General features: G+C 64.2%; 21 protein-coding genes. 17 read left to right on the forward strand and 4 right to left on the reverse strand.

Features of this window, described 5'->3' with window-relative positions:
* The 10 genes from ACH107_RS06825 to ACH107_RS06870 all read left to right on the forward strand — a co-directional run.
* On the forward strand, positions 1-2,755 hold a 2,755-nt coding region (locus ACH107_RS06825; protein WP_412505201.1), incomplete at its 5' end, for an indolepyruvate ferredoxin oxidoreductase family protein.
* Between the two features lie 80 nt (positions 2,756-2,835).
* Positions 2,836-3,699: a lysophospholipid acyltransferase family protein gene (locus ACH107_RS06830; RefSeq protein WP_412505202.1), complete on the forward strand. Its 864-nt coding sequence runs from the start codon at positions 2,836-2,838 to the stop codon at positions 3,697-3,699.
* Between the two features lie 21 nt (positions 3,700-3,720).
* Positions 3,721-4,533 carry a glutamate racemase gene (locus tag ACH107_RS06835; protein WP_412505203.1) on the forward strand — a complete coding sequence of 271 codons (813 nt, stop codon included), beginning with the start codon at positions 3,721-3,723 and terminating at the stop codon, positions 4,531-4,533.
* A gap of 107 nt (positions 4,534-4,640) precedes the next feature.
* The gene (gene argC / locus ACH107_RS06840) at positions 4,641-5,669 is read left to right on the forward strand and encodes an N-acetyl-gamma-glutamyl-phosphate reductase (RefSeq protein WP_412505204.1); all 1,029 of its coding nucleotides are present in this window, start codon (positions 4,641-4,643) and stop codon (positions 5,667-5,669) included.
* Positions 5,670-5,687: 18 nt separating this feature from the next.
* Positions 5,688-6,134 (forward strand): cytochrome c maturation protein CcmE, encoded by a 447-nt coding sequence (ccmE, locus tag ACH107_RS06845; RefSeq protein ID WP_412505205.1) that lies wholly within the window; start codon positions 5,688-5,690, stop codon positions 6,132-6,134.
* Between the two features lie 67 nt (positions 6,135-6,201).
* Complete coding sequence (locus tag ACH107_RS06850) at positions 6,202-6,810, forward strand: holin-associated N-acetylmuramidase (RefSeq protein ID WP_412505206.1); 609 nt, start codon at positions 6,202-6,204, stop codon at positions 6,808-6,810.
* Positions 6,804-7,373: a holin family protein gene (locus ACH107_RS06855; RefSeq protein WP_412505207.1), complete on the forward strand. Its 570-nt coding sequence runs from the start codon at positions 6,804-6,806 to the stop codon at positions 7,371-7,373. Before ACH107_RS06850 ends, ACH107_RS06855 begins: the two co-directional genes overlap by 7 nt.
* 81 nt (positions 7,374-7,454) lie before the next feature.
* Positions 7,455-9,425 carry a heme lyase CcmF/NrfE family subunit gene (locus ACH107_RS06860; RefSeq protein ID WP_412505208.1) on the forward strand — a complete coding sequence of 657 codons (1,971 nt, stop codon included), beginning with the start codon at positions 7,455-7,457 and terminating at the stop codon, positions 9,423-9,425.
* Entirely contained in the window at positions 9,422-9,880 is a 459-nt protein-coding gene (locus tag ACH107_RS06865; RefSeq protein WP_412505209.1) for a cytochrome c-type biogenesis protein CcmH, read from the forward strand. Before ACH107_RS06860 ends, ACH107_RS06865 begins: the two co-directional genes overlap by 4 nt.
* Before the next feature lie 95 nt (positions 9,881-9,975).
* Positions 9,976-10,755, forward strand: a complete 780-nt coding sequence (locus ACH107_RS06870; protein WP_412505210.1) for an enoyl-CoA hydratase-related protein — start codon at positions 9,976-9,978, stop codon at positions 10,753-10,755.
* A gap of 124 nt (positions 10,756-10,879) precedes the next feature.
* Here ACH107_RS06870 and gltA read toward each other — a convergent pair whose 3' ends face one another.
* Together gltA and gltX are read right to left on the reverse strand one after the other, a co-directional pair.
* Complete coding sequence (gltA, locus tag ACH107_RS06875; protein ID WP_412505211.1) at positions 10,880-12,175, reverse strand: citrate synthase; 1,296 nt, start codon at positions 12,173-12,175, stop codon at positions 10,880-10,882.
* Positions 12,176-12,250: 75 nt separating this feature from the next.
* The gene (gene gltX / locus ACH107_RS06880) at positions 12,251-13,660 is read right to left on the reverse strand and encodes a glutamate--tRNA ligase (protein ID WP_412505212.1); all 1,410 of its coding nucleotides are present in this window, start codon (positions 13,658-13,660) and stop codon (positions 12,251-12,253) included.
* 182 nt (positions 13,661-13,842) lie between these two features.
* On the opposite strand from gltX, the gene ACH107_RS06885 reads away from it, so the two are divergent.
* On the forward strand, positions 13,843-15,744 hold the full coding sequence (locus ACH107_RS06885; RefSeq protein ID WP_412505213.1) for a ComEC/Rec2 family competence protein: 1,902 nt from the start codon (positions 13,843-13,845) through the stop codon (positions 15,742-15,744).
* Here ACH107_RS06885 and lexA read toward each other — a convergent pair.
* A complete protein-coding gene (lexA, locus tag ACH107_RS06890) occupies positions 15,738-16,439 on the reverse strand; it encodes a transcriptional repressor LexA (protein ID WP_412505214.1) in 702 nt (233 codons plus the stop codon). The genes ACH107_RS06885 and lexA overlap by 7 nt on opposite strands.
* A 168-nt stretch (positions 16,440-16,607) precedes the next feature.
* Between lexA and ACH107_RS06895 the strand changes: the two genes are divergently transcribed.
* Together ACH107_RS06895 and ACH107_RS06900 are read left to right on the forward strand one after the other, a co-directional pair.
* Entirely contained in the window at positions 16,608-17,816 is a 1,209-nt protein-coding gene (locus ACH107_RS06895; RefSeq protein WP_412505215.1) for a hypothetical protein, read from the forward strand.
* The gene (locus ACH107_RS06900; RefSeq protein WP_412505216.1) at positions 17,813-19,177 is read left to right on the forward strand and encodes a cytochrome P450; all 1,365 of its coding nucleotides are present in this window, start codon (positions 17,813-17,815) and stop codon (positions 19,175-19,177) included. Before ACH107_RS06895 ends, ACH107_RS06900 begins: the two co-directional genes overlap by 4 nt.
* A gap of 7 nt (positions 19,178-19,184) precedes the next feature.
* On the opposite strand, the gene tyrS is transcribed toward ACH107_RS06900, so the two are convergent.
* The gene (gene tyrS / locus ACH107_RS06905) at positions 19,185-20,438 is read right to left on the reverse strand and encodes a tyrosine--tRNA ligase (protein ID WP_412505217.1); all 1,254 of its coding nucleotides are present in this window, start codon (positions 20,436-20,438) and stop codon (positions 19,185-19,187) included.
* A gap of 63 nt (positions 20,439-20,501) precedes the next feature.
* Here tyrS and ACH107_RS06910 point away from each other — a divergent pair, with 63 nt between their 5' ends.
* The 4 genes from ACH107_RS06910 to ACH107_RS06925 all read left to right on the forward strand — a co-directional run bounded on the left by ACH107_RS06910 (position 20,502) and on the right by ACH107_RS06925 (position 24,262).
* Entirely contained in the window at positions 20,502-21,617 is a 1,116-nt protein-coding gene (locus tag ACH107_RS06910) for an anhydro-N-acetylmuramic acid kinase (RefSeq protein ID WP_412505218.1), read from the forward strand.
* Positions 21,614-22,357 (forward strand): aspartate/glutamate racemase family protein, encoded by a 744-nt coding sequence (locus ACH107_RS06915; RefSeq protein ID WP_412505219.1) that lies wholly within the window; start codon positions 21,614-21,616, stop codon positions 22,355-22,357. The genes ACH107_RS06910 and ACH107_RS06915 overlap by 4 nt, the downstream gene beginning before the upstream one ends.
* A complete protein-coding gene (locus tag ACH107_RS06920) occupies positions 22,350-23,498 on the forward strand; it encodes a trans-sulfuration enzyme family protein (protein ID WP_412505220.1) in 1,149 nt (382 codons plus the stop codon). The genes ACH107_RS06915 and ACH107_RS06920 overlap by 8 nt, the downstream gene beginning before the upstream one ends.
* A gap of 128 nt (positions 23,499-23,626) precedes the next feature.
* Positions 23,627-24,262 carry a DUF6778 family protein gene (locus ACH107_RS06925; protein WP_412505221.1) on the forward strand — a complete coding sequence of 212 codons (636 nt, stop codon included), beginning with the start codon at positions 23,627-23,629 and terminating at the stop codon, positions 24,260-24,262.
* The last annotated feature ends 113 nt before the right edge of the window (positions 24,263-24,375 follow it).

Genomic DNA, 24,375 nt, shown 5'->3' on the forward strand with positions numbered 1-24,375 from the left:
CCTGCCGGACTTCGACATGCCCGATGGCGGGTTGAACATCCGGTTGAACGACCACTGGGTTCCGCAGGAAGCGCGAATGATCGACTACAAGAGGTTCGCCGCTGAAGCCTTTGCCCATGCGAATAAAATAGACAAGCGAATATGGGGCAAGCCGGGCGCCCGGATCGGTCTTGTCGCCGCCGGCAAGAACTGGCTCGACCTGTCCCACGCGCTTGACCTGCTGGGCATTGATGCGAGTGAGGCGGAAAGGCTTGGGGTCACGACGTACAAGATCGGTCAGACCTTCCCCATGGACATGAAGGGCTTCCATGACTGGGCCGAGGGGCTGGACCTGATCATCGTGGTCGAGGAAAAGCGCAAGCTGATCGAGGTGCAGATCAAGGAGGCGATCTTCGACGACCGACGGGGCCGTCGCGTCTATGGCGCGTACAAGGGTGGTGCGGGGTCGCTGCATCTCGAAGAGCTGTTCCCGGCCCGCATGGCGCTCGATCCCGTGATGATCGCCGAGAAGATCGCGCACATCCTGATCGAGGAAGGTCGCGGCACCGATGCCATCAAGGCCGGTCTTCGGGATATCCAAGACGCAAGAAAGCAGGATGACGAAAGCGATATCGCGGCGCGCTTGCCCTATTTCTGCGCCGGCTGTCCGCACAACAGCTCGACAAAGCTGCCGGACGGGGCGCGTGCCTATGCCGGGATAGGTTGCCACATCATGGCGCTGTGGATGGACCGGGAAACCTCGGGCTACACGCATATGGGCGGGGAAGGCGCGAACTGGGTCGGCGAGGCGCCTTTCTCCGGCCGGCAGCACGTTTTCCAGAACATCGGCGACGGCACCTACAATCATTCCGGCATCATGGCTATCCGTGCGGCGCTGGCGGCAGGCACCAACATTACCTACAAGATCCTGTACAACGACGCCGTCGCGATGACCGGCGGCCAAGGCAACGACGGCGCGCTGACACCCGATCGGATCGCTCGCGAACTGCTGGCGATGGGCGTCAGGGAGGTGGCCGTTGTCTTCGACCCCAAGGAAGAACCCGATCGCGCCCAATTCCCGGCGGATGTTGGTTGGCACGAACGCTCGGAACTGCCGAGTGTTCAGGAAAAGTTTCAGCAGATCAAAGGTGTATCCGCCATAATTTACGTTCAGACCTGCGCCGCCGAGAAACGGCGCCGGCGCAAGCGCGGCACCTTCCCGGACCCTGACAAACGTGTCTTCATCAATACCGACGTCTGCGAAGGCTGCGGCGATTGCGGCATCCAGTCGAACTGCGTGGCCATCGTGCCGGTCGAGACCGAGTTCGGCCGCAAGCGGGCCGTCGACCAATCGAGCTGCAACAAGGATTTCAGTTGCCTCAAGGGGTTCTGTCCGTCCTTCATGACGCTGGAAGGGGCAACGCCGCGCAAGGAGGCGGCCGAGGACCTTGAGCTGCCGGCACTGCCCATCCCGGACTTGCCGCGGATCCGCGGCACACACAACGTGGTCATTACCGGTGTCGGCGGCACGGGCGTCGTCACGATCGGGGCGGTGATCGCGCAGGCCGCGCAACTGGATGGCAAGGGCGCAGGCATGATGGAAATGGCCGGGCTCGCACAAAAAGGCGGTGCGGTGCACATTCATTGCCGATTGTCCGAAAAGCCCGCCGATATCAGCGCGATCCGTGTGGCTCTCGGCGAAGCCGACGTGCTGATCGGCGGTGACCTCGTGGTCAGTGCGGGGGCCGCCACGCTTGGATTGACCCGTCCGGGCCGGACCGGCGCGGTCGTGAACAACCATGAAACGATGACGGGCGAGTTCACCCGCGATACCGAGTTCAAACTGCCCAAGGAGGGTCTGGAACTAACCCTCGAACGGCGTCTCGGTGACGGGTTGCTGTGCTTCGACGCCAACGAGCTGGCGAAATCGACGATGGGTGACTCGATCTTTTCCAACATGATCGTGTTCGGCGCGGCATGGCAGCGCGGCTTGATCCCGCTGAGCCGTGAAGCCATTGCCGGGGCGATCGAGATGAACGGGGCGGCGGTGCAGAAGAACCTGCGTGCCTTCGACGTGGGACGCTGGGCGGCGGCCTTTCCGGAGCAGGCCGAGAGACGCCTCGCCCCGAGCAGTGCCAAGCTGCCGAAATCACTGGACGAAAAGATCGCCGATCGCGCCGATCACCTGACGGCTTACCAGGGCCCACGCCTTGCCAAGCGGTACCGGGCGATGGTGGACAGCATTGATGACCCCGACATCAAGGGCGCCATCGCCGAAGGGTACCACAAGCTGTTGTCCTACAAGGACGAATATGAGGTGGCCCGCCTTCTGCTGACCAGCCGCGACAAGGCGCGGGAGGAATTCGGGGGCGATTTCCGGATGAGCTTCCACCTCGCCCCGCCGCTTCTGGCGCGCGAGGGGCCCGACGGGCGCCCGCAGAAGCGGGCGTTCGGACCGTGGCTCGAGCGGCCGCTCCGGGTGCTTGCCCGCTTGCGAGGGCTGCGGGGAACGCCGTTCGACCCCTTCGGATATACGGCCGAGCGGCGGATGGAGCGCGCCTTGATCCGCCAATACGAAAAGGACATGGCCGAAGTTCTGCCCACGCTGGATGCCGCCACGCGCGAACCGATCAGGGCGCTGGCCGAACTGCCGCTTGCCATTCGCGGTTTCGGTCCGGTGAAACAGGCCAACGCGGCGCAGGCGGCGCGGCGGCGCGGGGAGCTTATGGCAACGATCCGCGCGGGTGGTCCGCAGGTGACCCGCGTGGCCGAGTGAGCGTCATGAAACCTTCATCCTCGCTGGTCACAAGCATCGGACAGGCTCGGTAAACTCGCGAATCGGATGAGGTTTTGACAATGCTGCAGGAACGCCAGATCGCGCGTGACATAAGTTATGCGTATTCGGCACAGACACGCGGCGGGCGGGCGGTGATCCGTACCATGGAGAATCTGACCGGCCGGATGCGGCTGATCAATAGGGCACAGGGCTACGAACGCGAGATCGCGGACGGGCGTGACTTCTGGCAGGTGATGGTCGAACGCTACGGCCTGACGCTCGACGTGATCGGCGGAAGCCTCGCGAACATTCCGCGAGACAGGCCGCTCATCCTCATCGCCAACCATCCCTACGGTATTCTGGACGGGCTCATGATGGGCCACATCCTCAGTGAGGCGCGCGGCGATTTCCGGATCCTCGCGCATCAGGTCTTCCGAAAAGCCGAGGACCTGAACCGGATAATCCTGCCGATCAGTTTCGATGAAACGCGCGAAGCACGGGCGCTCAACCTGCAGACCCGCCGGACCGCGCTGGAGTATCTGGGGCAGGGCGGCGCGATCGGCATTTTTCCCGGCGGCACCGTCAGTACGGCGGTCAAACCCTTTGACCAGCCGCTCGATCCGGGCTGGCGGGGCTTCACGGCGCGCATGGTGGCGAAATCCGAAGCGACCGTCGTGCCGGTTTTTTTCGATGGTCACACGAGCCGTCTTTTCCAGCTTGCCAGCCATCTGCACTACACCTTGCGCATGGGCCTGATGCTCAAGGAATTCGGCAAGCGCGTCGATACCTCCGTTCGGGTCGTGATCGGCGACCCGATACGGCGTGACGCGCTAAATGCGCTCCGGGGAGATCCGAAATCGCTGATGGCATTTCTGCGCCACAAGACGTATGAACTGTCCCCGAGGCCGGTCGACCCGGCCGAGACCGGATTTGAATTCGAGTAAGGGCGTCAAGCGCAAAAGCCGATGGCAGTTGGACTCTTCGACAGCGGGCTGGGCGGGCTGACCGTCTGGAGGGCGATCCGCGAGCAGTTGCCCGACGTGCCGCTCGTCTATCTGGGCGACAATGCGCACGCACCCTACGGCGTACGTGATGCCGAGAACATCCACGACCTGACACGGCGACATGTCCACACGCTTTGGGATGCGGGGTGCGACCTCGTGATTCTCGCCTGCAATACCGCCTCGGCGGCGGCGCTGCGCCGGATGCAGGAGGACGGCGTGCCGCCCGGCAAACGGGTTCTGGGCGTTTTCGTGCCGTTGATCGAAGCGGTGACCGAACGGCAGTGGGGCGACAATTCCCCGCCGCGCGAGGTTGCCGTCAACCATGTCGCGCTGTTCGCCACGCCGGCCACGGTCAGCAGCCGTGCCTTCCAACGCGAGCTTGCCTTCCGCGCCATCGGCGTGGATGTCGAGGCGCAGGCCTGCGGTGGCGTTGTGGACGCCATCGAGGACGGCGACATGATCCTGGCCGAGGCGCTGGTGCGTTCCCATGTCGATGCGCTCAAACGCAAGATGCCCCGGCCCCAAGTGGCCGTTCTGGGCTGCACCCATTACCCGCTGGTGCAGGAGGCTTTCCAGGCCGCGCTCGGAAACGACGTCAAGGTTTTTTCGCAGCCTGATCTGGTCGCCGCCTCTCTGGCGGATTACCTCAATCGCCATCCGGGGATGAAGGGAAGCGGCGCCGAGATGCGGTTCCTGACAACGGGCGACCCGGGCCGAGTGTCAGACCGGGCGACGCAATTCTTGCGACGCGAAATCAGCTTCACGGCGCTTTAGACACCCATCCGGGTCTGATCCCCCGCGTGGCTGAGCAACAGGGTCGCATTGCGGCATGTGCTGATTCCACCTACACAACTCCGAGACAGCAACGAAAGAGGTCTCGCATGACCCAGAAAATCGCCATTCTCGGGGCATCGGGCTACACGGGCGCCGAACTGGTCAGGCTGATCGTCACGCATCCCGGAATGGAGATCGCGGCGCTTGGCGCCAATTCGAAGGCCGGGCAGCAAATGGCACAGGTCTTTCCCCATTTGCGCCATCTCGACCTGCCCACGCTGGTCAAGATAGATCAGATCAATTTCGGCGCCGTTGACCTCTGTTTCTGCGCCTTGCCGCACAAGACCAGCCAGGAGGTCATCAGCGCCCTGCCGAACGACCTCCGCATCGTGGACCTTTCCGCCGATTTCCGCCTGCGTGACCCGGCGGAATACGAGAAATGGTACGGCAACCCGCACGGCGCCGTGGACTTGCAGAAGCAGGCTGTCTACGGGCTCACCGAATTCTACCGCAACGAGATTCGCAATGCGCGGCTGGTGGCCGGCACCGGCTGCAATGCCGCGACGGGGCAATACGTGCTGCGCCCGCTGATCGCGTCGGCCGTGATCGGCCTCGACGATATCGTTCTCGATCTGAAGTGCGGTGTTTCCGGGGCCGGTCGGTCGCTCAAGGAGAACCTGCTTCATGCCGAGCTTTCGGAAGGCTACCATGCCTATGCCGTGGGCAGCACGCACCGGCATCTGGGCGAGTTCGATCAGGAATTCTCGGCGGTTGCGGGGCGCGATGTGCGTATCCAGTTCACGCCGCATCTGGTACCGGCCAACCGGGGCATCCTCGCTACCGGCTATGTGTCGGGCGAGGCTGACAGGATCCACGCAGTGCTGAAAGACGCCTACGCCGCCGAACCATTCGTGGAGGTTCTGCCCTTCGGCGAGGTGCCAAGTACGCGCCACGTGCGCGGCAGCAATTTCTGCCATGTCGGTGTGGTCGCGGACCGTCTGCCGGGGCGCGCCATCGTCATTGGCGCGCTTGACAACCTGACCAAGGGCAGCAGTGGCCAGGCGTTGCAGAACGCGAACCTGATGCTTAATTTTGACGAAACCGAGGGCCTCATGCTGGCCCCCGTTTTCCCGTGACAGGATGGGGACACCATCATGAGATCCTTGAAGAAGAAAAGACGCGTCCAGATCATTTCGCTGGCGGCAGTGGCGTTGGTGATCTCGACCGGGCTAATCGGGTATGCGATGCGCGACGGTATCAATTTCTTCCGCTCGCCCAGCCAGATCGCGTCAGAACCGCCGCCACCGTCCGAAGTTTTCCGCATTGGCGGTCTGGTCGAGGAAGGCAGCTTGATACGCGGTGACGGCGAAGTGGTCAGGTTCAAAGTCACCGATGGCGGTGCGGCGATTCCCGTCACGTACAAGGGCGTCCTGCCGGACCTGTTCGAGGAAAACCAAGGCATGGTGGGCACCGGAACATACGAAGGCGGGATATTCAGGGCCACGGAAATCCTCGCAAAGCACGACGAGGATTACATGCCCAAGGAAGTCGTCGACAGCTTGAAAGAACAGGGCGTTTACGAGGCGCCGGGCGGCAGTTAAGGCACCTGTTAACGGCGATCAAAATTAAATCCGACCTCGCAGTCATATCTTGTCAAGAGGTCGGAAAATGTTGTCCGTAACTGAAATCGCATCTGAAATAGTCGGGCGCGAAGGCGGGTTCGTTAACGATCCCGATGATCCGGGCGGTCCCACCAAGCACGGGGTCACGCTGTCCACGTTGCGGCGTCTCGGGCTTGACCTGACCGGCGACGGCGAAATTGACATGACGGATTTGCGCGGCCTCTCGCGCAGGCAGGCGCGGGACCTGTTCGTGCGCCACTATTTCCATGCGCCGCGCCTGCACGAACTGCCCGATGCATTGCAGGCAAGCGTGTTCGACATGTACGTCAATTCCGGGGCGAACGCGGTACGTATCCTGCAACGCTTGCTGCGACAGATGGGTCAGGACATCACCGTCGATGGAATCGTGGGGCCGCAAACCATCGCCGCGGCCGCGGCCGCGTGCCGGGCCGCACCCGACCACATCGAGGACGCGTACGGCATCGCCCGTCGCAATTACTATTTCCGCCTCGCCGATGACAAGCCATCACTGCGAAAATTCGCCCGAAGCCGGACCGGTAAGAAGGGGGGGTGGATCAAGCGCGCGGAGGAATTCATCTCTCCGCGGTTCCACATGGGCGATGTCGAATTTAATGAAAGGGTTTCCGCATGGTGATCGATTTTCTCAAGATGCTGTTCGGCGGTGGGCGCAATGCCGTCGCGGATACGGCCGAGGTTTTCCGGGTGAATGCCGAGGCACGCGACTCGCGCGATGTCGCGTTGCGGCGCGATGCAATGGCCCAGCTTGCCGCGGAATTCGCAAGGCCGCCACAAGGCCCGTATGACCGCTTCATAGATGCCGTCAATCGCGTACCACGTCCTGCCATGGCACTTGGCACCCTGGCGCTTTTCGTCATGGCCATGCGGGACCCTGTCTGGTTCGGGGAACGGATGCAGGGCCTGCTCCTCGTGCCCGAACCGCTTTGGTGGCTCCTCGGGGCGGTCGTCAGTTTCTATTTCGGGGCGCGGCATCAGGCGAAAGGGCACGAATTCCGCCGGTCGCTCGCGGCTGTCATGGCCCGCGCACCCGAGGCCGTTGACAATATCGCGGCGCTGCGAAACCTCGATGCCCTGTCGCCCGGGGTGTCTGACACCGGCGCAGCCGCCAAGCTGACACTCGACGCCAACAGGCCCGGCGACAACCCGGCGCTGCAGGAGTGGCGAGGGCAATCGCGATAGAGAACCTGCCGCGACATTCTGATCGTTCGCGATGTTCGATTTCCATTGGCTTGGGCAAGGCTGGAAATTATACTCTTGTCCATGATTACAGAACTCGGCCACTTCGCGGTGATCCTCGCATTTCTCGTAGCCTGCTTTCAGGCTGTGGTTCCTCTTGTCGGCGCGCACAAGCGATGGCCGGGCTGGATGGCGGTGGCCGAGCCCGCCGCGACGCTACAATTCCTTCTGACAGCGCTCGCCTTCGCGGCGCTGACTTGGGCCTTCGTTACCTCAGACTTCTCGGTGCGCCTCGTCTGGGCAAACAGCCACTCCGCCAAACCCATGCTTTACAAGATAACGGGCGTTTGGGGGAATCACGAAGGCTCGATGCTGTTATGGGTATTGATCGTCACTTTGTTCGGTGGTTTTGCCGCGTGGTTCGGTGGCAATCTGCCGCCCACGCTCAGGGCGCGAGTGCTGAGTGTTCAGGCCATGATCGGCGCGGCTTTCTTCGCCTTCATCCTGTTCACGTCCAACCCTTTCCTGCGCATGGATGTGCCGCCATTCGACGGGCAGGATCTCAACCCGCTTCTGCAGGATCCGGGCCTCGCCTTCCATCCGCCGTTTCTTTACCTCGGGTATGTCGGGCTCTCGATGACCTTTTCTTTCGCAGTCGCCGCCCTGATCGAGGGGCGGGTCGATGCCGCATGGGGTCGCTGGGTCCGCCCGTACACCTTGGCCGCATGGATCTTCCTGACCATCGGCATCGGCCTTGGCAGCTGGTGGGCGTATTACGAACTGGGCTGGGGCGGTTTCTGGTTCTGGGACCCTGTCGAGAACGCGTCGTTCATGCCGTGGCTGATCGCCGCCGCCCTGCTGCACTCGGCCATCGTCGTCGAAAAACGCGAAAGCCTGAAAAGCTGGACAGTCCTGCTGGCGATCATAGCCTTCGGTTTCTCGATGATCGGGGCGTTCATCACGCGATCCGGCGTCATCACCTCGGTCCACGCATTCGCCAGCGACCCTGAACGCGGGGTCTTCCTGCTGCTGATTCTGGCCGTGTTCATGATGCTGGGGCTCACGCTATTTGCGGCCCGTGCCGGGGTCATGAAATCCAAGGGGGTTTTCGCGCTCGCGAGCCGCGAGTCGGTTCTGGTCGTGAACAACATCCTGTTGGGCGTCAGCGCGTTCGTGGTTTTCGTGGGCACCATTTGGCCCTTGGTGAGCGAGATGTTCTTTGACCGGAAGCTCAGCGTCGGGGCGCCCTTTTTCGATATGGCGTTCACGCCGTTCATGGTCGCGCTCGGCCTGCTGTTGCCCGTTGGTGCCATGCTGCCTTGGAAGCGCGCCAGGGTGGGCCGGGCCTTGCGGCAGCTTCGGTATGCCTTCGTGCTGGCGCTGGCCGTGGGCGCGCTCACATGGGCCCTGCAAAGCGGGCGGTCGGCGCTGGCACCCGTCGGGCTCTTCCTCGGCGCGTGGCTCGTCAGTGGCGCGGCAGTCGATCTTTGGGGGCGAACAGGGCGGGGTCGCGGCCGCATCCGCCGACTTTTAAGGGTTGCGCGGGCCGATTGGGGCAAGGCTGTCGCGCATGGTGGTCTCGGCGTGGTCATGGCCGGGATCGCCGCGATCACCGCTTGGGAGGTCGAGGATATCCGCGTTGTTCAGACGGGCGAAAGTTTTGATGTAGGGGGCTACACGTTGCACCTTGACGGTGTTCGGGAGGTGCAGGGGCCCAATTACATCTCGACCACGGGTGACTTCACCCTGTCGCGGGACGGGCGCGAAATCGGGCAGATGCACCCCGAAAAGCGCATCTACCCTGTCGCGAACATGCCCACGACCGAGGCGGCGCTTGATAACGGCTTCCTGCGCGACGTCTACGTCGTGATCGGTGATCCGCAGGACAATGGCGGGTGGGCCGTTCGCAGTTACGTGAAGCCGCTGGCAAACTGGATCTGGGGCGGTGCGATCCTGATGGCGATTGGCGGTGCTCTCTCGCTCAGTGACAGGCGCTACCGTATCGCCGCAGGCGCGCGGCACAGCACGACGCCGGCCGGGGTTCCCGCGGAATGAAACACCTGCTCGCCTGTCTCTGTATTTGCCTCTTCGCGCTGCCTGCGCTTGCCGTCCAGCCGGACGAAATCCTTGACGATCCGGTCCTCGAGGAGCGCGCGCGCGAAATATCATCCGGCCTGCGGTGCCTTGTCTGCCGCAACGAAAGCATCGATGACTCCAATGCAGAGCTTGCGCGGGATTTGCGGTTGCTGGTGCGCGAAAGACTGGTCGCCGGCGACAGCAACGAGGAAGTCGTGGACTTCATCGTTGATCGCTTCGGTGAATACGTGTTGTTGAAGCCGCGCACCGGCGGCAGCAACCTGATCCTCTGGCTGGCGGGGCCCTTGATGCTGCTGATCGGGGCCGGCATCGCACTGATCTACATAAGGGGGCGGTCAAACGCTCAAAGCAAGGCCGAGACGACGCTGACCGAGGCGGAAGCCGAGCGGCTGCGTGAAATCATGAACGAGTGACTCATCGGCAGTTGATGTCGACTTGACGCCCCGTTTCCCCTGGAACCGCGGCTTGGTCACGCTTTGAACCAGCCACCCAAGCAAGGGGCATTTTAATGAAAGAGTACCAAACAGTCACGTTGGACATCGCCGATGATATCGCGACACTGCGCCTTGACCGTCCTGACCGGATGAACGCGCTTAATACCCTCATGCGGGCCGAGATAACGGATGCAGCTGTCCATGCGGGGCGCGAAGCACGGGTTCTGGTTCTGACGGGCAACGGATCGGCGTTCTGTTCGGGGCAGGACCTGTCGGATGGTGGCAATGCCGCGGAGCTTGATCTGGAAAGGGTGCTGCGTGACGAATATGTGCCGATGGTGCGTGCCATCGGTGAATGCCCGGTTCCCACGATCAGCGCGGTCAACGGGCCGGCGGCTGGGGCAGGGGCCAACCTTGCACTGGCCGCGGATGTCGTGATCGCGACGGAAAGTGCCTATTTCCTGCAGGCGTTCACCCGGATCGGCCTCATACCCGACGCCGGGGGCACGTACTGGTTGCCGCGTCAGATGGGCGGTGCCAAGGCTATGGGCGCAGCCCTGTTCGCCGAGCCCATCACCGCAAGGCAAGCCGACGATTGGGGCATGATCTGGGAGTCCGTTTCCGACGCGGAATTCGACGCGCACTGGAAGGCCCGGGCGATGCAATTGGCAAAGGGCCCCACGATTGCGTATCGCCATCTGAAAACCGCGATCCGCCAAAGCTGGGAAAACGGGCTTGACGCGCAACTGAACCTCGAAGCGCGGCTGCAAGGGGCCTGCGGCACCTCGCGAGACCTCAAGGAAGGCGTGATCGCATTTCTGGAAAAAAGACCGGCCGGTTTCGAAGGGCGGTGACCGTCGGACGTTAATGCCGCATCCCGGCCGACGGGTGGATGACCGGGCAGCGTTGCGGGGATTATAGCGGCGGAGCCGGAAAATGGCGCTGCATGCAGCGCCATTTCCGATTGGCCCGTGGGCGTCAGCGGTCCTCGATATCCACGTAATTGCGCAGGGTTTCGCCGTGGTAAAGCTGCCGCGGACGCCCGATCTTCAGCTGCGGATCGGAAATCATTTCCTTCCATTGCGAAATCCAGCCGACAGTCCGGCTTACCGCGAAGATCGGCGTGAACATCGAGGTCGGAAAGCCCATGGCCTCAAGGATGATCCCGGAATAGAAATCAACGTTCGGAAACAGTTTCTTGTCGGTGAAATAGGCATCCGCAAGGGCGGCTTTTTCAAGCTCCTTGGCGACTTGCAGGGTCGGGTTGTCCTCGACGCCCAGAAGTTCGAGCACCTCGTCGGCAGACTGTTTCATGACCTTCGCCCGGGGGTCGAAATTCTTGTAGACGCGGTGGCCGAAGCCCATCAGGCGGAAATCATCGTCCTTGTCCTTTGCGCGCGCGATGTATTCCGGGATACGGTCCGGCGTTCCGATCTCGCGCAGCATTTCCAGACAAGCCTGATTGGCGCCCCCGTGTGCCGGCCCCCATAGGCAGGCGATACCGGCGGCAATGCAGGCAAAGGGATTCGCGCCGGAGCTTGACGCCAGACGCACGGTCGAGGTCGAGGCGTTCTGCTCGTGATCCGCGTGAAGCGTGAAAATGCGGTCCATCGCGCGGCTCAGGATCGGGTTGACCTCGTAATCTTCGGCGGGGACGGCAAAACACATCCGCAGGAAGTTCGAGGCATAGTCGATATCGTTGCGCGGATAGACGAAGGGCTGGCCGATGGAATACTTGTAGGCCATTGCCGCGATCGTCGGCAACTTGGCAATCATGCGGATCGACGCGACCTCGCGCTGCCACGGATCTGAAATGTCGGTGCTGTCATGGTAGAACGCGCTCAGCGCACCCACGACCCCGACCATGATCGCCATCGGATGCGCGTCCCGACGGAAGCCGCGGAACAGGAAATGCATTTGTTCGTGCAGCATCGTGTGGTTCGTGACGCGGCTTTCGAAGTCTTCCAACTGCGCGGCCGACGGCAACTCACCGTAAAGCAGCAGGTAACACACCTCTAGAAAATGGGATTTTTCCGCAAGCTGATCGATGGGGTACCCGCGATGCAGCAGTTCGCCCTTGCCCCCGTCGATAAACGTGATCGTGCTGTCGCAACTTGCTGTGGATGTGAACCCAGGATCATAGGTGAAGACCCCTGTCTGCGCGTACAGCTTGCGAATATCGATGACTTCGGGGCCGGCGGTCGGTGTGAAGATCGGCAGCTCGAAGCTGTTGCCGTCTATCTCAAGCTTGGCCTTCTTGTCGGACTCTGCCATGGGGTTCCTCGCTCATCATCTGGCCCGCTTTCGTTTCAGGTCGGGCCGCACGTTACGGTCAGCCTTTCGAGACGGTCAACCATTCTCGCAGGCGGCATCGTCGAGCCGGGCGAGGCTTTCGTCCCGCCCGAGCACCAGCATCATGTCGAACACGCTCGGTGTCGCGGTCCGGCCGGCCAACGCAGCCCGCATCGGGCCGGCCAGCTTGCCGAATTTCATGCCGTGGTTTTCGGCAAACTGCATCGCAGCGGCCTCAAGCCCTTCCCGTGTCCATTTAGCATTTTGCAACTGCGGCGTCAATTCGTTCAGTATACCGCGGGATACAGTGTCGAGCATCCCCGCCGCCCTTTCGTCGGGCGCGACGGGTCGGTCGGAAAGGATAAAATTCGCCTTTTCAAGGAGTTCCGGATATGTCTTGGCCCGCTCCTTGAGGCAGTACATCCCCTTTTCAAGCAATTTCACAGTCGTGTCCGACACTGGCGGCTCCCCGGTGAATTCCATGTATGCCAAGACATCATGCAGCAGCGCAGCATCAGGCGTGGCGGCAATGTGCTGGCCGCAAATATTTCCCAGTTTCTTGAAATCGAAGCGTGCCGGAGATTTCCCGATCCCGTCAAGCCCGAACCAGTCACGCGCCTGCGCGTCGCTGAAGAACTCGTCGTCACCGTGACTCCAGCCCAGACGGGCGAGGTAATTCCGTATCCCGGCGGCGGGATATCCCATCCGGCGGTACTCGTCCACGCCAAGGGCGCCGTGACGCTTGCTCAGCTTCTTGCCATCCGGCCCGTGAATGAGCGGGATGTGGGCGTGGACGGGCACCGGCCATCCCATCGCGTCGTAGACCAGCATCTGCCGCGCCGCGTTGTTGAGGTGGTCGTCGCCCCGGATCACGTGCGTCACGCCCATGTCGTGGTCGTCCACGGCAACGGCCAGCATGTAGACCGGGCTGCCGTCACCGCGCAGCAGGACCATGTCATCCAGTTGATCGTTGCGGATGCGCACATCGCCCTGAACGGCGTCGCGGATCACCGTCTCGCCCTCCAGCGGGGCCTTGATCCGCACGACGTACGGCCTGTCGGGGTGCTTGTCCTCGGTCGCGTCGCGCCACGGGCTGCGGAAAATGGTGGAACGTCCCTCTGCCTTGGCCGTATCCCTGAAGGTCTGGATTTCATCCTGTGTCGAGAAACACTTGTATGCCGTTCCATCAGACAGCATCTGTAACGCCACCTCCCGGTGGCGCTCCGCGCGCGCCGCCTGGCTTACCACCTCGCCGTCATGATCGAGCCCGAGCCAGCCCAGACCGTCAAGGATCGCCTGTGTCGCCTCGGGGCTTGATCTCTCGCGGTCGGTGTCCTCGATCCTCAGCAGGAAGACACCGTCACGACCCCGTGCGAAGAGCCAGTTGAACAGTGCGGTACGGGCCCCGCCGATGTGCAAAAAGCCCGTGGGCGAGGGGGCAAAACGGGTCACGACCTTCTGGGACATGGCAAACCTTAACCTTCTGGTAACCTTGCGGGGGATAAGACTAGCGCCTCTCTATCGGCCCTCAACAGGGGAGACAAGCCTTGGGGCTCTTGCGGCACCTCCAGGCCGCGTGGTTGTACCAGAGCGGGCATCTTTTCCCTTGGGTGCCGGTCTTTCTCGGTTTGGGCATCGGGATCTACTTCATGCTGCCGTCGGAGCCCGGGCGGATGGCCATCGCCGGTAGTTGTGGGGGCACCCTGCTGCTCGCAGCGCTGGCTGCGCGGGGCGGCGGCGTCACAGGGCCGGTGCTGGCGGCGGCGATGCTGGTGGCGGCGGGCTTCAGCCTTGCCAGCTTGCGCGCCCACTACGTTGAGGCCCCCGTGCTTGGCTGGCGTTACTATGGCCCGGTCGAAGGCCGTATTGTCGGCATTGACAGGTCGACCTCGGATGCGGTGCGCCTGACGCTGGATCGTGTCGTGCTCGACGACGTGCCGCCCGACCGCACGCCGGCGCACGTGCGTGTCTCGCTGCACGGGGAACAGGGGTTCGTTACGCCCGAACCGGGCCTGACAGTCATCCTCACGGCCCACCTCGTGCCGCCCGGCGGCCCCGTGGAACCGGGCGGTTTCGATTTTCAGCGCCACGCGTGGTTCCAGCAACTCGGGGCGGTCGGCTATACGCGGACACCGGTCCTAGCGTGGGCACCTCCCGGCCAGGGCCAAGCGCTGTTCAAGGCACGGATGGCGCTTTCGCGTCATGTGCAGGACAGGCTGCCGGGCGATACCGGTGGCTTTGCCGCCGTGATCATGACGGGGGACCGCTCCAACATCGCGCAGGATACCCTGCAGGCCTTGCGCGTGGCAAACCTCGCGCATCTTCTTGCCATCTCGGGGTTGCACATGGGATTGCTGGCCGGGTTCGTCTTCGCCCTGTGCCGGGTCGGGCTGGCGGCCGTTCCCTATCTCGGGTTGCGCCTGCAGACCAAGAAGTTGTCGGCGGTGCTCGCCATCGTCGTCGCGGCCGGATATCTGGCGCTGTCGGGCGGCAACGTGGCAACGGAAAGGGCGTTCGTGATGGTGGGCGTCATGCTGGTCGCCATTCTGTTTGACCGGCGGGCGCTCAGCTTGCGCGCCGTGGCCGTCGCGGCAGTGATCGTGCTCTGCCTGCGTCCCGAGGCGATGCTGGGCCCGGGTTTCCAGATGTCCTTCGCGGCCACCACCGCCCTCGTGGCCGTCTTCGGTGCGCTCCGCGACACCAAGGCCAATCTCGGCCCGAAATGGGCGCGTCCGGTCGTGACCGTCATCATCTCCTCGGCCGTGGCCGGGGCGGCGACCGCGCCGATCGCGGCGGCCCATTTCAACCAGATCGCGCATTTCGGTCTTCTTGCGAACCTGCTCAGCGTGCCGCTGATGGGGGCGCTGGTCATGCCGGCGGCGGTTCTGGCCGCATGCCTGCTGCCGGTCGGGCTGGACTGGATAGCACTTCGCGTCATGGGCGCCGGTCTGGACTGGATACTTGGCGTGGCGCACTGGGTTTCTGGCCTCGACGGGGCGCGGGGTGCGGTGCTCAGCCCGGGCCCGGCGGTGATGCCGTTATTCGCCCTCGGGGCGCTCTTCGTGGTTCTCTGGCAGGGGCGCGCGGCCTGGGCCGGGGTCATTCCCGTGGCACTCGCCTTCGTGATCTGGGGCAGATCGGAGCGGCCGGATGTTCTTGTCTCCGATACCGGGCAACTGGTCGGCATCATGACGGAACAGGGCCGGGCGCTTTCCCGATCGCGCGGCGCCGGCTTCGTGGCAAGCAACTGGCTTGAAAATGATGGCGACACGGCTGATCAGGAAAAAGCCGCACAAAGATGGGCGCTTGTCGAACCATCTGTGCGTATATTCCCGATCCGGGGAAAACGCGCGGCCCGCAACCTCAGCGGCTGCGACCCCGACGATTGGATCGTTATGAATGTCGACCTGCCCAGGCCGCTGCCATGCAATGTCCTGCATCCCGGTACCTTGCGTGACACCGGTGCCGTGGCGCTGTTTTCCGGCGCCGACGGATACAGGGTTGTCACCGCGCGTGATATGTCCGGCAACCGGATATGGAACTCTCAGTAGGTCCGGATCAGCCCGACGAGCCTGCCTTGCACCCGAACCTTTTCTTCCGGCAGGACACGTGTTTCGTAGGCGGGGTTCGCCGCTTCGAGGGCAATCGCGTTGCCGCGGCGATAGAACTTCTTGAGCGTGGCTTCCTGATCCTCGATCAGGGCGACCACGATATCGCCGTTGTCGGCGCTCGATGTTTCCCGGATCACCACGACGTCGCCGTCGTTGATGCCGGCGTCGATCATCGAGTCGCCTTTGACTTCCAGCGCGTAATGTTCACCTTGTCCGCTCAGCATCGTGCCCGGCACGCCCACGTTGTGGCTGGCATGGGCGATCGCCTCGATGGGAACGCCTGCGGCGATCCGGCCCATCAGCGGCAGGTGCTCCGTCTGCGCTGTCTCGATGGCGCGCGCGCCGTCAGGTCTTTCTTGCCGGGACGCGCCGCCGTCGATCACCTCGGGCACGAACCCGCCGTCGGCCTGCGTGTTCAGGCTGTCGGGCAGTTTCACGATTTCCAGTGCGCGTGCGCGATGCGCAAGCCGCCGGATGAAGCCGCGTTCCTCGAGCGCGGTGATGAGACGGTGGATACCCGACTTCGAACGCAGGTTGAGCGCCTCTTTCATCTCGTCGAAACTTGGCGGCACACCGTCACGGGCGATGCGCCGGTTGATGAAATCGAGCAGGTCATACTGCTTCTGTGTCAGCATCTGGCGATCCTCCATCCGGGTTTTGTCCTGTATTGTTCTTAACATGTTCTTGGTTTGTGTCAACCGTCGCGCTTGGGCGGCCTGCCGGTTTCGACGCATCCGGTGGCATCCTATCGCCTTACTGTTGCCCAAGAAACCGGCTAGGGTGGTCGCATCAAGAGGTGAGGCATGGGCAGCAATACCGACGGTGCCGTATACGAGCGGCGCGTATTCTACATTCCGGGGTACGATCCGTTCCACCCACGGCGCTACCGCGAGCTTTATCGCAAGGAGAGCGCCGCGCAGGCGGACGTGTCGAGGTACGAGATCGCGCTGTCGCCCCGGCAGGGTACGGGGCGTTACGGCTGGCATGTGCACGCCACGATCGACGGGCAGCCAACGGAAACCGATTTCAGCGTTCTGGTCTGGTCGGACATCGTGCGTGACAGCATGGCGGCCGGGATTGTGGGCACCTACCTGCAACTGGCGCAGACCGCCCTTGCCTACATCGGCTCCGGGGCGCTTTTCCGGCTGGCCCGGCTGCGCAAGGGGCCGGTGATCGCGGCGCTTTACCCGGTGGGGTTCCTGTTGGTGCAACTGGCGGTGGCGTTGTTGCTGGCATGGGGGCTCGGCCGGCTGCTGGCGCTGATCGTCCCGGCGCTTTTCTGGGCCGGCTTCGCGGTCGTTCCCGTTGTGCTGGACTGGTTCCGTCGGCAGGATAACCGGTTCTTCGCCTATTACCTGATGCACGATTATGCCTATTCGGCACAGCACCGCGGCGCGAACCCGGCCGAGCTGGAGGCGCGCATGGCCGATTTCGCCGACGATATCGCCGCGGCGATGGCGCAGGACTGCGACGAGGTGCTGATCGTCGGCCATTCCTCGGGCGCGCATCTGGGCGTGTCCATCCTTGCCGACCTGATCCGGCAGGACCGGGTGCCCGCCGACGGGCCGGTCCTGTCGTTCCTGTCTCTGGGGCAGGTGGTGCCGATGGTGTCGTTCCTGCCACGCGCGCACAGGCTGCGGGCCGATCTGGCCTACCTGTCGCAACGGACAGAGCTGACATGGGTCGATGTCACGGCGCCCGGGGATGGCTGCGCCTTTGCCCTGTGCGACCCGGTGGCGGTGTCCGGCGTCGCGCCCGCGGGCAAGCGCTGGCCGCTGGTGATCTCGGCGGCGTTCACGCAAACGCTGAGCCCCGACCGCTGGCGCGCGCTGCGCTGGCGCTTCTTCCGCCTGCATTTCCAGTATCTCTGCGCGTTTGACCGGCCGGGCGACTACGATTATTTCCGCGTCACGGCCGGGCCGCTCACACTCGCCGCACGGTATCGTGACCGCGCGCCATCGCCCAGCCGGATCGAGGCGCCGGTTTCCGGGTATCGGAGCGTGACCGCATGACACACCCCCCGAAACCGCCCGCGCGAAACGGCCGCGTATCGCTCTGGCGGTACCTGAAGCTTTTCCGTCAGGACATCCTGTCGGCGCAGCCGGCGCGGCTTTACCGCGCGTGGATGGCGGAGTTTCGAACGCCCTTCTTCCGCTCCTACCTGTGCAACCAGCCCGATCTTGTGGACCTCGTGTTGCGGCAACGCCCGGACGATTTTCCGAAATCCGACCGTGTCCGCGAAGGGCTGACGCCGCTTCTGGGCAACTCGGTTTTCGTGACCAACGGCGAAACATGGAAGCGCCAACGCCGCATCATCGACCCGGCCTTCGAAGGCGGGCGCCTGCGAGACACGTTTCCGGCCATGCGCGCGGCCGGCGACGCGGCCGTGGCACGGCTGCGGACACAGGCCGATGGTGTGCCCACGGAAATCGAGTCGGAAACAAGCCACGCGGCCGCCGACGTCATCTTCCGAACGCTGTTCTCGATCCCGATCGAGCACGAGGTCGCGGGCAGGGTGTTTCACGAGTTCCGCGAACATCAGCGGGCGCAACCGGTGGTGAATCTCGGCGCGCTGCTGCCGCTGCCACGCTGGTTCCCGCGGTTCCATGGCCGTCGCACGCGCCGCACGGCCCGGGTGATCCGCGGCCTGATCGGTGGTCTGACGGCGGACCGCATGGCCGAGATCAAGGCCGGCACCGCCCCCGACGACCTCGCCACCAAGATCATGACCACCGCCGACCCCCGGACAGGCGCGCGTTTCGGGGCGGATGAAATGGTCGACCAGGTGGCGATTTTCTTTCTCGCGGGGCATGAAACAAGTGCCTCGGCGCTCGCATGGGCGCTTTATCTGCTGGCGTTGTACCCTGACTGGCAGGACAGGCTCGCAACCGAGGCGGCCGAGGTCATCGGTCCCGATGGTCCGGTATTCTCGGACATGGGAAAGCTGCGCGTGTCGCGGGACGTGTTTCGCGAAACCCTGAGGCTTTACCCGCCCGTGCCCATGATGGTGCGCGAGGCGGCGTGCCCGGAACGCTTCCGTGATCGCGAGGTGCCGCGCGGCGCGCAAGTCGTGCTCAGCCCGTGGCACCTGCAGCGCCACGAACGGCTGTGGAACAATCCCGACGCGTTCGATCCCGCGCGCTTTGACACCGAGAACGGCCGCGCCTGCCTGCGCGACGCCTACATGCCGTTCTCGGCCGGGCCGCGTGTCTGTACCGGCGCGGGGTTCGCCATGATCGAAGGGCCGCTTCTGCTGTCGATGCTGGCGCGGGCCTTCCATTTCGAAACAGTGCCGGACAGATCGCCCATGCCCGTCGCGCATCTGACCGTGCGCGGGGCCGATGGCATCTGGCTGCGCGTGCGGCCGCGCTAGTGGGGGGTCAGCCCGCCAGCTTGACCAGCGCGTGCCGCTTCTTGCCGGCGGACAGCTTGATGGGTGTGGACAGCGCGGCGGCGTCGATCATCAGGCCCGGGTCGCTCAGCGGCGCATCGTCGATCCGCGCGCCGCTCTCGGCGATCAGGCGCTTGGCCTCCTTGCCCGATTTCGCAAGCCCGGCCTTCACGATCAACTGCACAACAGACACCCCCTCACCAAGGTCTGCCGCGCTCATCTCGACGGTGGGCAGGTCGTCACCGACACCCCCCTTTTCGAATACCTCGCGCGCGGTTGCCTCGGCCGCGGCGGCGGCCTCGGCGCCGTGCAGCAGGGCCGTCACCTCGTTGGCCAGCCGTATCTTGGCCTCGTTGATCTCCGATCCCTGCAGGGCGCCCAGCCGGTCGCATTCGTCCACCGGAAGCTCGGTGTAGTATTTCAGGAAACGCCCCACGTCCGCATCCAGCGTGTTGCGCCAGAATTGCCAGAATTCGTAGGGCGACAGCATTGTCTCGTTGAGCCATATCGCGCCGCCCGCCGACTTGCCCATTTTGCGGCCATCTGCCGTCGTCAGCAGCGGCGAGGTAAGCCCGAAAACCTCCGCGCCCACGACACGGCGGGTCAGGTCGATCCCGTTGACGATGTTGCCCCATTGATCCGAGCCGCCCATCTGCAGGATGCAGCCGTAGCGGCGGTTCAGCTCCAGAAAGTCATAGGCCTGAAGGATCATGTAGTTGAATTCGAGGAAGGACAGCGATTGCTCGCGATCCAGCCGCGACTTGACCGATTCGAAACTCAGCATCCGGTTGACCGAGAAATACCGCCCGATATCGCGCAGGAACTCGATGTACTTCAACTCGTCCAGCCACTCGGCATTGTCCAGCATCAGCGCCCCCGGCGCTTCCTGCCCGTAGTCGAGGTACCGGGCGAAGACCTGCCGCATTCCCTCGATGTTCTCGGCGATCTGCGTGGCGTCCAGCAGCGGGCGCTCGTCCGAGCGGAAGGACGGATCGCCGACCTTCGTCGTGCCGCCGCCCATCAGCGTGATCGGTCGATGGCCCGTCTTTTGCAGCCAGCGCAGCATCATGACGTTCAGCAGATGCCCCACGTGCAACGATTTCGCCGTGGCGTCGTACCCGATATAGGCCGTGACCGTGCCCGCCGCGAGGCTTTCGTCCAGCGCCTGGAGGTCGGTGCAGTCCGCGATGAAGCCGCGCTCGGTCATCACGTTCAGGAATTCTGACTTGGGGTGGTAGGTCATATCGCTTGTCCCGGCCTGATTTGCGCGGCATGTATAGGGACGTAACCGGTAAAGGAAAAGGCCATGCTGACGGCGCAGCCGCTTTGGGCGCTCGGCGCGATGTCGGGCACATCGCTGGACGGGGTGGATGCCGCCATGCTTCGCACGGACGGCGAGGCGATCCTTGATTTCGGGCCGACCGGATACCGACCCTATACCGCCGGCGAACAGACGGTGCTTTCGGCCGCCCTCGGCAGGTGGCCGGGTGAGGACGTGGCCGAGGCGCTGAACGTGGTTCAGGATGCGCATCAGGCGCTTCTGTCGCGATTCACCGGGGCCGATATCGCGGGCTTCCACGGTCAGACCCTAGCGCATGAGCCGCGCGGCCGTGGCACGCACCAGATCGGCGAGGGCGGTGCCCTGGCCGCTGCGCTCGGGGTGCCGGTCGTCTGGGACTTCCGCAGCGCCGACATCCGGCTGGGCGGCGAAGGCGCGCCGCTGGCGCCGTTTTTTCACTTTGCCTGCGCGAAGTGGATGGCCGCGGGCGAGCCGCTTGCGTTCCTCAATCTTGGGGGGGTGGGGAACCTCTCGTGGGTGGATCCGCGCCTTGACCGGCCCGAAGACCCCGCCGCGCTGCTTGCGTTCGACACGGGGCCGGCGAATGCTCCCGTCAACGATCTGGTCAAGGCCCGGCGCGGTCTGTCCTTTGACAAGGACGGGGCGATGGCCAGGCAGGGCGAGGTGGCGCAGGGTGCGCTGGAACTTTTTCTTGAAGATCCGTACTTTGCCCGCATGCCGCCCAAATCGCTTGACCGGGATGCTTTCGAGGACACGTTCGAACTGGTTAATGAACTCGGCGACGCCGACGCGGCGGCGACCCTGACGGGCATGAGCGCGGCCGCTGTCCTGCGCGGGCTCGAACACTGCCCCGCCCCGCCGGCGCGGCTGCTGGTGACCGGCGGCGGCCGCAAGAACCCGGTGATGATGGATATGTTGCGCGCCGCGCTGGATTGTCCCGTCGAGCCTGTCGAGGCGGCAGGTCTGGACGGTGACATGCTGGAGGCACAGGCATTTGCCTTTCTGGCGGTCCGCGTGGCAAGGGGGCTGCCGACATCCTGCCCGGGCACCACGGGCGTGAGCGCCGCCGTGTCGGGTGGCACACTGAGCCGGCCCGTGCCGGAGAAAGGGAAAACCGCATGAAGTACGACCTCGACGCCGGGGCAGGTGACGGGCTGCGCCTCGGGCTCATCGTTCTGAGCACCGATGAAACGCTGGAATTCGAGGCGCGCAAGATCCTTTGCGGCCGGCCGGCGAACATGATGCACACGCGCATTCCGTCCGCGGCTGACGTCACGCCGGACGATTTGCGCAGCATGGCCGACAGCATGACCGAGACGGCGGCACGCCTGCCGGCTGATCTGGGGGCCGTCGCCTATGCCTGCACGTCGGGCGCCACCCTGATCGGACCAGGCGAGGTCGAGCGACTGGTGCAGACAGCGCTGCCGGACGTGCCTGTCACGAACCCGATGAGCGCGGTGATCGCCGCGCTGAACGCATTGGGGGCGCGGCGGATCGGGATGGTGACGCCCTACGTGCCCGAGGTCGTCCGCCCGATGCAGGATCACTTGGCAGCAAACGGGATCGAAACGGTGGCAGAGGTCAGTTTCGGCGAGAAGGACGACCGGACGGTGGCGCGCATCAGCGAGCAAAGCACGCTGGCCGCCATGCGCGAAGCCGCGTCAGAAAACGTCGACGCCGTTTTCGCAAGCTGTACGAACCTGCGCACGTTCGACGTGATCGAGCAGGCCGAGAAAGAGCTGGGTCTGCCGGTCATCAGTTCCAACTCGGCCCTTCTGTGGCATCTTCTCCGGCGTGCAGGCGCCGAGACCGATGGCTGGGGGCCGGGGCGGCTTTTCACTCCCGGAGGCGCACATGGCTGATCGCGACTACCTGACCGACACGGTCGCGGCGCAAGCGACGGGCGTTTCCGGGACGGGCGGACCGGGCGTCGTGGCCGGGATCGAGCCTGCCACGACCTTCCTGCGCGGGCCTGACAACGCCCTGTTGGACCCGGCAAGCACGTACGGCCGGGACGACAACGCCAATGTCCGCGCCGCGGAGGAGGTTCTGCGACAGTTCGAGGGCGCGGCCGCGACCTTGTTGTTTCCGTCCGGCATGGCTGCCGTCGCCGCCGTTTTCCGGACATTGCCAGTCGGGGGGCGCGTCATCGTGCAGTCCGGCATCTACTGGGGCGTGACGAAATGGGTGCGCGATTTCTGCGCGCGCCGCCATATCAGGCTGGAAGAGGTCGATACCGCCGATCTCGACGCGCTCGCGTCCGCCTGCGCGACGCCGGCGGATATCGTCTGGATCGAAACCCCCTCGAACCCGTGGCTCAGGACCACGGATATCGCCGCCGCGGCCGATCTGGCCCACGGGGCGGGGGCCCTGTTGGCCGTGGATGGCACGGCGGCCACACCGATGCTGACCCGCGCGCTCGATTTCGGGGCGGATATCTCGATGCATTCGGGGACCAAGGCGATCAACGGTCATTCCGATGTGCTGGCCGGGGTCCTGTCCTGCCGCGATCCCGAAAGCCCTGTCTGGGCCGCGATCAAGGAAGATCGTCATGACGCGGGCGCCATCCTCGGCCCGTTCGAGGCTTGGTTGCTGCTGCGCGGCATGCGCACGCTGCCGCTCAGGATGGACCGGATCTGTGCAAACGCGCAGCGGGTCGCGGCCTTCTTGAGCGGTCACCGGGCGGTCGAGGCGGTCTGGTATCCCGGCCTGCCGGCCCATCCGGGCCATGACGTCGCGGTGCGGCAGATGACGGGCGGGTTCGGCGGCCTCGTGTCGATCCTCGTGCGCGGCGGGCGAGAGGATGCGCTGGCCGTTGCGGGCCGGCTGGACCTGTTCCACCGTGCCACGTCGCTCGGCGGGACGGAAAGCCTCGTCGAGCATCGGCAGACGATCGAGCCGGATACGGGGATCCCGGAGAACCTGTTGCGGCTTTCCGTCGGCATCGAGGCGGCATCCGATCTCCTGGCCGACCTTGATGCGGCCCTGACAGTCGCACTGTAACTTGACGCGGCACCGCCGCTTGTCCCGGGAAGACCACACGAAGGAACCGGTATTGTCTAAAATGCGCCTGATTTTGAGGGGACCATCGTTCCGGAAAGATCATTGGACGTACGTGTCAGGAGGACAGCATGAGACGATTTCGGTTGGTTGCGGCAGTAACGATGGGCTTGGGCGTGAGTGCTTGCGCCACTGTCGAAACGGCGACCCGGAACACCCCGCTCGATACAACCCGTATCCAGCCCATCGGTGCGTCCTTCGACGTGCAGGGCGTCACGGTCCAAGTGCCGCGCGCACTGGAAGTCTCGGAGGCCAATCGGTACTATCCCGGTGGTGACATTGTCTGGCGCGAGGATCCCGTCGGTGACAGGCATGAACAGGTCAGGGCCATCTTCGAGGAGGCCATGAACCGGGGCGTCGACACCATGCCGGATGGCTCGGTGCCCGCCCGGCTCGATATCGAGGTGTCGCGCTTCCATGCCCTGACCGAGAAGGCGCGATATACCGTCGGCGGTGTCCACGCGCTGCAATTCACGTATGTCCTGCGCAACCCGGAAACCGGTGAAGCCTACGGCCCGCCGAAGAAGGTCAAGGCCGACCTCAAGGCCTATGGCGGCGCCCGCGCGATCGCGGCCGAACGCGAAGGTGTCACGCAGAAATATCGCATTACCAACCATCTGGCCGAGGTGATCCGGCGCGAACTCGGCGATCCCGAGGGCTACACGGCGGCCAAGCTCGGGCTGATGGGCGCCATCAACCAGATATGATCTTTCCGGCCGGGCGAAAACGGCCTAAGGGGGAGGTATGCAATCACCCCTTGGGCCAGTTTCATGTCCGCCCCCGGTTGAACCGGCCGCTGATCGGATTGCGCGTTCGGCGA

Source organism: Roseovarius halophilus (ex Wu et al. 2025) (assembly GCF_047086965.1).